The 7,489-nt window shown below is 72.4% G+C and carries 8 protein-coding genes and 2 tRNA genes; 5 read left to right on the top strand and 5 right to left on the bottom strand.

Annotation, left to right across the window (positions count from 1 at the left end; all coding sequences use genetic code 11):
• Nucleotides 1–512: oligoribonuclease (orn, locus tag VFV89_RS05505; RefSeq protein ID WP_329704905.1), on the top strand; the 512-nt coding region annotated here is incomplete at its 5' end.
• Nucleotides 513–570: 58 nt separating this feature from the next.
• A tRNA-His gene (locus VFV89_RS05500) sits at nt 571–646 on the top strand.
• 56 nt (nt 647–702) lie between these two features.
• On the opposite strand, the gene VFV89_RS05495 is transcribed toward VFV89_RS05500, so the two are convergent.
• Complete coding sequence (locus VFV89_RS05495; protein WP_329704904.1) at nt 703–834, bottom strand: hypothetical protein; 132 nt, start codon at nt 832–834, stop codon at nt 703–705.
• A gap of 101 nt (nt 835–935) precedes the next feature.
• Between VFV89_RS05495 and VFV89_RS05490 the strand changes: the two genes are divergently transcribed.
• A complete protein-coding gene (locus VFV89_RS05490) occupies nt 936–1,811 on the top strand; it encodes a helix-turn-helix domain-containing GNAT family N-acetyltransferase (protein ID WP_329704903.1) in 876 nt (291 codons plus the stop codon).
• Here VFV89_RS05490 and VFV89_RS05485 read toward each other — a convergent pair.
• The 3 genes from VFV89_RS05485 to VFV89_RS05475 all read right to left on the bottom strand — a co-directional run bounded on the left by VFV89_RS05485 (nt 1,808) and on the right by VFV89_RS05475 (nt 5,361).
• Nucleotides 1,808–1,930, bottom strand: coding sequence for a hypothetical protein (locus VFV89_RS05485; protein WP_329704902.1), 123 nt, complete (start codon nt 1,928–1,930; stop codon nt 1,808–1,810). The two genes, VFV89_RS05490 and VFV89_RS05485, sit on opposite strands and share 4 nt — an antisense overlap.
• Nucleotides 1,931–1,958: 28 nt before the next feature.
• Nucleotides 1,959–3,992: a penicillin acylase family protein gene (locus VFV89_RS05480; RefSeq protein ID WP_329704901.1), complete on the bottom strand. Its 2,034-nt coding sequence runs from the start codon at nt 3,990–3,992 to the stop codon at nt 1,959–1,961.
• A gap of 421 nt (nt 3,993–4,413) precedes the next feature.
• Nucleotides 4,414–5,361 (bottom strand): pirin family protein, encoded by a 948-nt coding sequence (locus VFV89_RS05475; protein WP_329704900.1) that lies wholly within the window; start codon nt 5,359–5,361, stop codon nt 4,414–4,416.
• Between the two features lie 103 nt (nt 5,362–5,464).
• Between VFV89_RS05475 and VFV89_RS05470 the strand changes: the two genes are divergently transcribed.
• Both VFV89_RS05470 and VFV89_RS05465 read left to right on the top strand, forming a co-directional pair.
• Complete coding sequence (locus VFV89_RS05470) at nt 5,465–7,045, top strand: NAD(P)/FAD-dependent oxidoreductase (protein ID WP_329704899.1); 1,581 nt, start codon at nt 5,465–5,467, stop codon at nt 7,043–7,045.
• Between the two features lie 83 nt (nt 7,046–7,128).
• Nucleotides 7,129–7,204: transfer RNA gene (locus VFV89_RS05465), tRNA-Lys, on the top strand.
• 53 nt (nt 7,205–7,257) lie between these two features.
• Here the strand turns inward: VFV89_RS05465 and VFV89_RS05460 are convergent.
• Nucleotides 7,258–7,489, bottom strand: a 232-nt coding sequence (locus VFV89_RS05460; RefSeq protein ID WP_329704898.1) for a hypothetical protein, incomplete at its 5' end; no start/stop codon positions are given.

The raw sequence follows: 7,489 nt of genomic DNA, 5'->3' as shown, positions 1-7,489 counted from the left end.
ACGACTTCGTCCGCAACATGCACACTGTCTCGGGCCTGCTCGAGGTGCTCGACGACGGCATCACCCTCGAGGACGCCGAGGCCCAGGTGCTCGCCTACGTCAAGGAGCACTGCCCCGACGGGAGCCGCCCGCCGCTGGCCGGCAACACCGTGGCGACGGACCGCGCGTTCCTCGCCCGGGACATGCCGAACCTCGAGTCCTTCCTGCACTACCGGATCGTCGACGTCTCCTCGATCAAGGAGCTGTCGCGCCGCTGGTTCCCTCGCGCCTACTACAGCGCCCCGGCGAAGACCGGCAACCACCGGGCGCTCGCCGACATCCAGGAGAGCATCGAGGAGCTTCGCTACTACCGCGAGACGGTCTTCGTCCCCTCACCCGGACCGGACAGCGAGTCCGCACGGGCCATCGCCGAGAAGCATGCCGGCGCACTCACGGGCCTGCCACCGGTCCCGCCCGACGCGGCCGTCGAGGCCGGTCCCGGGACCGATACCGATTCCGCGGAACCCGCCTGACTGGCCTAGACTTCGCGACGGCCCCGAGCTCTCCTGGGAGACCTCTCGGGGCCGCATGGTGGGTGTAGCTCAGCTGGTAGAGCACCTGGTTGTGGTCCAGGTGGTCGCGGGTTCAAGTCCCGTCACTCACCCCAGGTCTTCTGTGGGCTCTTCTGTGGGCTCTTCTGTGGTCGGGCTGCCCAGCCGCAGGTCAGCCCTTCATCAGCCAGGCACCCAGCGACTGGACGAGCGCCCGCCACTCGATGAGCACCGACGCCGTGATCGAAGGCATCGGCGGCGGTGTCGGGCAGGTCCTCGGAGCGGCCGGGTCCCCGTGCGTCATGTGTCTCAGGTGCCCGGACGGCGCGGAGTGCAAACCGGCCCGGACCGGGGCGTCCCGATATCCCCTTGGCCCGGAGCCATTTCTCTGACTATGGTCAGACAATGGTCGAGACCGAGGTGCTGCGCCGGTTCAACCGCACCTACACCCAGCGGATCGGCGCCCTCGACGAGTCCTTCCTCGGCCTGGGGCTGCCGCTGGGTGCCTCCCGTCTCGTCTTCGAGATCGGCGAGGCCGGCGCGACGGTGCGCGACCTGCGTGCCCGGCTCGGGCTCGACTCCGGTCAGCTGGCCCGGCAGCTGCGGCGGCTCGAGGAGGACGGCCTGGTGCGGCTGGCCGCCGACCCGGAGGACCGGCGCCGGCGTACGGTCCGCCTGACCGACAAGGGTCGCGCGTTCCGCGCCCAGCTCGACGAGCGCTCCGAGCAGCTGGCCGAGCGGCTGGTCGCACCGCTGACCGGCCGACAGCGAGAACGGCTCACCGAGGCCCTGGCCACCGCCGACCTGCTGGTGCGTGCCGCGACGGTGGACATCCGCTCGGTGCACCCGGCCTCGTCGGAGGCGAAGCAGGCGGTGCAGAGCTACTTCGACGAGCTGGACAGGCGCTTCCCCACCGGCTTCGACCCCGGCGACCACCACGACGAGGAGCACATGGCGCCCGGAACCGGGGCGTTCGTGGTGGCGACCAGCGAGGGTGACCCGGTCGCGTGCGGCGGTGTGCAGGAGCTGGAGCCCGGCGTCGGCGAGATCAAGCGGATGTGGGTGCACGCCGACTGGCGGGGTGCCGGGCTCGGGTCCCGGCTCCTGCGCCACCTGGAGCAGGTCGCCCGCGACCTCGGCCACCACACCGTGCGGCTGGACACCAACGGGACTCTGGTCGAGGCGATCGCGATGTACGAGCGGGCGGGCTACCGCCACATCGACCGCTACAACGGCAACCCCTATGCGCAGGCATGGTTCGAGAAGGAGCTGGCCGGCTAGACCCGGGTGAGCACGTAGAGGAACGCGATGACCGGGATCGCCCACAGCATGGCCAGCGCGAACGCGGTGTCCGCGGTGTCGTTGAGCGTGGTCAGGCGCGACCTTCGATGTTGACTCACGTCCTCCCGTTACCCGACGCCGCGTCGATCAACGCTCCTCACCGGAGATGCCACCCTCCGGGGTGAGGCGTCCCCAGTCCAGCTCGACGGGCAGCAGCCGGGCCTGCGACCACGCGTCCAGCTGGTCGAGGTGGTGCGCCGAGCGCGGGTCGCCCGACGCTCCCATCGGCACCACCCACGCGCTGCCGGCGGGCTCCGCGAGGTCCCACACGTAGCGCGCGACCGAGCCGCGGTAGGCCTCGTCCGTGAGCCCCGGCAGCCAGCCGGTGCAGCGCACCGTGTCGATGTCGCCGGCCACCGGGGTGACCGGGATCTGCGGCGGCTCGAGGTCCTCGTCGGCGAGGTCGAAGGCGTGCGTGGGGTCGAACACGTGCGTGTCCCCCCACGTGGCCGGGTGCCCGGCAGCGTCCGCCAGCGCCAGCGCGGCGAGCCGGCGGATGTCGATGCCGTACGGCGTACGCGCGCCGGCAAGGGGCTCGAGCGCAAGCCCGACGCTGGCCTCCAGCGAGAGGTAGGGCGCGAAGAGCGGCCCATGCACGGCGGCGTCCCGCAGCTGAGCCAGGGCGGGTTCGTCACACAGGCGGAGCGTCAGCGCGCTGCGCCAGGCCGCGAACGCGGCGGCACCTTCGGAGCCGGAAGCCATCACGCCGTCCCACTCCAGGATCGCGTCCCGGACGGCCCGGCCCTCCGGGGTGGGCTCGAGGTCGCGCACGAGCGCACACAGGGGCAGCGCCGTGATCGCGAACGCGTCGCCGTGGATCTCGGCGAAGTCGTCCACGGTCAGCTCGTCGCGGCCATGCAGCAGCGCGTTGATCCGCGCCGCGCGGTGCGGCGGCGCGAACTCGTTGCCGAGCCGGTCGCTCTCGGCGCCGCGTCGTTCGTTGGCGGTGACCACCTGCCCGTCCGGGGGGACGTCGTGGCGAGGCAGGTCGACCCAGCCGGACCAGGTGTCCGCGCCCCGGCCGGGGGCGATGCCGCGACGGTTGGCCTCGTCGCGGACCGGCACCCGGCCGGCGTTCCGGAACCGCACTGCGCCGGACCTGTCTGCGATCACCACGTTGTTGACCGGCGCCACCCACGCGTCGAGAGCCCGGTCGACGTCGTCGACGGTCCGGGACCTCAGCAGCGGGAGCAGCGCGTCGAAGCCGAGGTCGCCGAGGACCGTGGGCGCGTCGCGCACGCTCAGCCCGCGCCCCTGCCCGCGGTCGACCTCGAACACGGGGCCGCGCTCGGTGGCCAGCACCTCGACGGTGACCGGGTCGGCGCCGCGCACCGCGATGGTCTCGTCGTGCCCGTCGACGACGTCGTCGAGGGACTCCTCGAAGACGTCCTGGTAGTCGGCGCAGGCGTTGGTGATCGCCCAGGCGACCTGCCCGGCGTGCGCGAAGTGCTGGACACCGGGCACGCCGGGGAAGGTGAAGCCGAAGACGTCGAAGCCGTCCGACGGTCCGTCGACGCAGAGCCGGACCTGGGCATAGACCCCGGGCGACTCGAAGACCCGGTGCGGGTCCCCGGCGATCAGCGGCTTGCCGCTGGCGGTCCGGGCCCCGCCGACGGCCCACGCGTTGCTGCCGGAGACGTAGGCCGCATCGCGGGACAGCAGCGCCTCGTCCGCGCCGAGCACGGTCCGCGCACGGTGGTGCCACAGCTTCCCGGGCACGCTGGCGAAGAGCAGGTGCTGGGCCTGGAAGACGGCCAGCGGTGTCCACTCCCCCCACGGCGCGGGCTCGATTTCCAGCCGCTCGAGCTCAGGCGCACCGGCGTGCAGGCCGGCGTTCAGCCCCTCGACGTACGCCGCCACGAACGCGCGGCTCTCGTCGCCCAGACCGGCCAGCGCCCGCTGCGCGGTGTCGACGATCCGGGTGCGCCTCGCCCAGACGTCCCACGCCAGCTGTGCGGCACCGAGCACCTCGGCAGCGGTGCCGGTGGCGCGGCGGCGCTGGTACTCCAGCTGCCAGGCCCGGTCCCGCGCGGTGGCGAAGCCCTGGCCGCGAGCGAGGTCGAGCACGTCGGTGGCACGCACGTGCGGGATGCCGTAGGTGTCGCGGAAGACCTCGGCCACGCGCAGACCTTACGCAACCCCCCGCTGATCGAGCTCGTCGAGATCCCCGCAGCAATCTGCTCCCGCTCCCACCGAGGTTCCAGCGCGGGCTGCGGAGGTCTCGACAGGCTCGACCAGCGGTGCCCCCGGCAGGTGCCTTCCCTGCGGAGGTCTCGACAAGCTCGACCAGCGGTGCCCCGGCAGGTGCCTCACGGTGGCTGAGGTGCGAGGCGCCCCGGCGCCGAGCCTCGAAGCCAGGTGACCCGGTGCTGGGACTTGCGCAGGCGCCCTCCCTGCGGAGGTCTCGACAGGCTCGACCAGCGGTGGCCCGGCAGGTGCCTCATGGAGGCCTCGAGGCTCGGCCGTGAGCGGCCTCGCACCTCAGCCACCGTCAGCTCGCCCCACCCTGCGGAGGTTCCGAGCCTCAGCCACCGGCGATCGGTCAGGCGGGGATGTGGCCGAACCGGCCCCTCTGGAAGTCCTCGTAGGCCTGGAGCACCTCGGCCTTGGTGTTCATGACGAACGGGCCCGCCCAGGCCAGCGGCTCGCGGATCGGCCGGCCGCCGCCGACGATGACGTCGAGCTTCGGAGTCCGGCTCTCCTGGGCCCGGTCCGCGGTGATGGTGAGGTAGTCGCCGGCGCCCAGCACGGCGGCCTGGCCCATCCGGAGCGGCCGACCGTCGGTCCCGACGCTGCCGCTGCCGTTGAGCACGTAGACCAGCGCGTTGAAGTCGACGTCCCAGGGCAGGTCGAGCCGGGCGCCCGGCTCGACGGTCGCGTGCACGAGGGCCATCGGCGTGTACGTCGAGCCCGGGCCGGCGTGGCCGTCGACGGTGCCGGCGATCACGCGGACCAGCGCGCCGGCGTCCGGGGAGGTCAGCAGCTGGACCTCGCCGGAGCGGATGTCCTGGTACTTCGGGTTGTTCATCTTGGCGTCGCGGGGCAGGTTCACCCAGAGCTGGATGCCGTGGAACAGGCCGCCCTTCTCGACCAGCCACTCCGGCGGCGCCTCGATGTGCAGCAGCCCGGAGCCGGCCGTCATCCACTGGGTGTCGCCGTTGGTGATGGTGCCGCCACCGCCGTGGCTGTCCTGGTGGTCGAAGACGCCGTCGATGATGTAGGTGACGGTCTCGAAACCGCGGTGCGGGTGCCAGGGAGTGCCCTTGGCCTCGCCGGGCGCGTAGTCCACCTCGCCCATCTGGTCCATCATCACGAACGGGTCGAGGAGCTGGAGGTCGACACCGGCGAACGCGCGGCGGACCGGGAACCCCTCACCCTCGTAGCCGGACGGCGCCGTGGTCACCTGCCAGACCGGGCGCGGCGTGTCCCCGAGCCCGGGCGCACGCAGGCGGGGCAGGACGGTGAGGTCGTCGACGGTGATCGCGGGCACGGCACCCATCTCCTCGGCTGGTCGGTAGCGCGCTGAACGCCGGTTGAAGTTTGGATATTCCGGATGAGCTCCCCGCGGGCGAGGCCGCACTAGGTTGGATCTCGTGACGACCCCCCACACCGTCTACGGACGCTACGACGTGGCGATCGTGGGTGGTGGTCACAACGGTCTCGTGGCCGCGGCCTACCTCGCCCGCGCCGGGCTCTCGGTGGTGCTGCTGGAGAGGCTGGAGCGGTTGGGCGGGGCCACGGTCACCGCGCAGCCGTTCCTGGGCCGGTCCACCCGGCTCTCGAGGTACGCCGAGCTGGTGTCGCTGATGCCGGAGCGGCTGATGGCCGAGCTCGAGCTCGACGTCCGGCTCGCGTCGCGGCAGCTGGCGTCGTACACGCCCTACCAACGTGACGGCCGCCCGGGTGGCCTGCTGGTCGAGAACCCCGAGGGCAAGCGCACCCGGACGTCGTTCCTGGAGCTGACCGACAGCAGCCGGGAGTACGACGCCTGGTGCAGCTTCTACTCCGAGGTGGCGGCGATGGCCCGGTCGGTCGAGCCCACGCTGATGGAGCCGCTGCCGTGGGAGCGCGACCTCGCGGCGCACGTCGACGAGGCGACCTGGCGCGACTTCGTGGCCACACCGCTCGGTGAGGTGATCGAGAAGAGGTTCGCCGACGACCTGGTGCGCGGCATCGTCGCCAGCGACGCGCTGGCCGGGACCTTCACCACGCTGCACGACCCGTCGCTGGAGCAGAACCGCTGCTTCCTCTACCGGATGATCGGCCGGGGCACCGGCGAGCGGCGGGTCCCGATCGGCGGCATGGGCGCGCTGACCGACGCCTTGGCGCGCGCGGCCACCCGAGCCGGTGCCGAGCTCCGGCTCGGAGCCGGCGTCTCGGCAATCCGGGCCGGCGAGGACCTGACCGAGGTCGACTTCGACACCGCCGGCGGCCCGGCCACGGTCGAGGCGAGGTACGTCCTCGCCAGCGTCGCACCGTGGGTGCTGCACATCCTGCTCGGCGAACCGGACGACCCGGAGACCAAGCCCGCCGGGTCGCAGCTCAAGGTCAACCTGCTGCTGGACCGGCTCCCCCGGCTCAGGTCGGGCGTGGACCCGCAGGTTGCGTTCGCGGGGACCATGCACATCGCGTCGTCGTGGCCCCAGCTGCAGACGGCCTACGACCAGGCGGCGCAGGGTGCCCTGCCCGCCACCATCCCGTCCGAGGTGTGCTGCGCCTCCCTGGCCGACCCGTCGCTGCTTGGCGACGTACCCCCTGGCTCGCAGGTCCTCTCGCTGCTGACCCTCCTGACGCCGGCCGCCCTGTTCGAGGCCGATCCGCAGGGCAGCCGCGACGAGGCGGTACGCCGGGCGATCGCCGCGCTCGACGAGCACCTGGTCGACCCGATCGAGTCCGTCGTGGCCCACGATGCGCAGGGGAACCCCTGCCTGGAGGTGAAGGGCCCGCCGGACCTCGACGCGGACCTCGCGATGCCCGGGGGGCAGGGCCACCACGGCCACCTGGACTGGCCGTGGGCCAACAACCGGTCCCGGCTGGAGACGCCCGATCAACAGTGGGGCGTGCCGACCGGGCTGCCCCGGGTCTTCCTGGCCGGCGCCGGCGCGCGCCGCGGCGGCGCCGTGTCTGGGGTGGCCGGCCACAACGCCGCGATGGCGGTGCTGGCCTCCCGCTGACCACGGACGAGTGGTCCCGCGCTGACGGTCAGCGATTTCAGCGGCATGGCCCGCGCTGGTAATGTTTGTGGTCGCGACAGCGAGCGCCATTAGCTCAATTGGCAGAGCAGCTGACTCTTAATCAGCGGGTTCGGGGTTCGAGTCCCTGATGGCGTACCAGTACTTGTCCCACACTGCGCGCTCGCCCATCCCTCAGCGCAACCGCACACCGGTCAGTGGCCGACGAGGGCCGCCGCAGCCGCAGGGATGTCACCGCCCACGGCCTCGGCGCCCGTGCGCCGGATGACGTCTTCGTCGACCGGGGCCAGCACCGCGACCCTGCTCGTCTCGGCGAGGCGGCCGATCGCACCGGCGTTCGCCTCGAAGAGCGCGGCGTCGTAGGTCGACAGCACGACCACCGAGGGCCGCAACGACGCGACGGTGGACTCGAGGCTGTCGATCGGT

The organism is Nocardioides sp. (assembly GCF_036274455.1).
GTDB lineage: Bacteria > Actinomycetota > Actinomycetes > Propionibacteriales > Nocardioidaceae > Nocardioides.
Note: the sequence above shows the minus strand (reverse complement) of the source record. Positions and strands in the feature narration are given on the sequence as shown.

What these genes read in the sequence shown, in the direction of transcription:
- VFV89_RS05490 (WP_329704903.1), top strand. Translation starts at nt 936, where the DNA reads ATGGTCGAGACCGAGGTGCTGCGCCGGTTCAACCGCACCTACACCCAG.
- VFV89_RS05495 (WP_329704904.1), bottom strand. Translation starts at nt 834, where the DNA reads ATGACGCACGGGGACCCGGCCGCTCCGAGGACCTGCCCGACACCGCCG.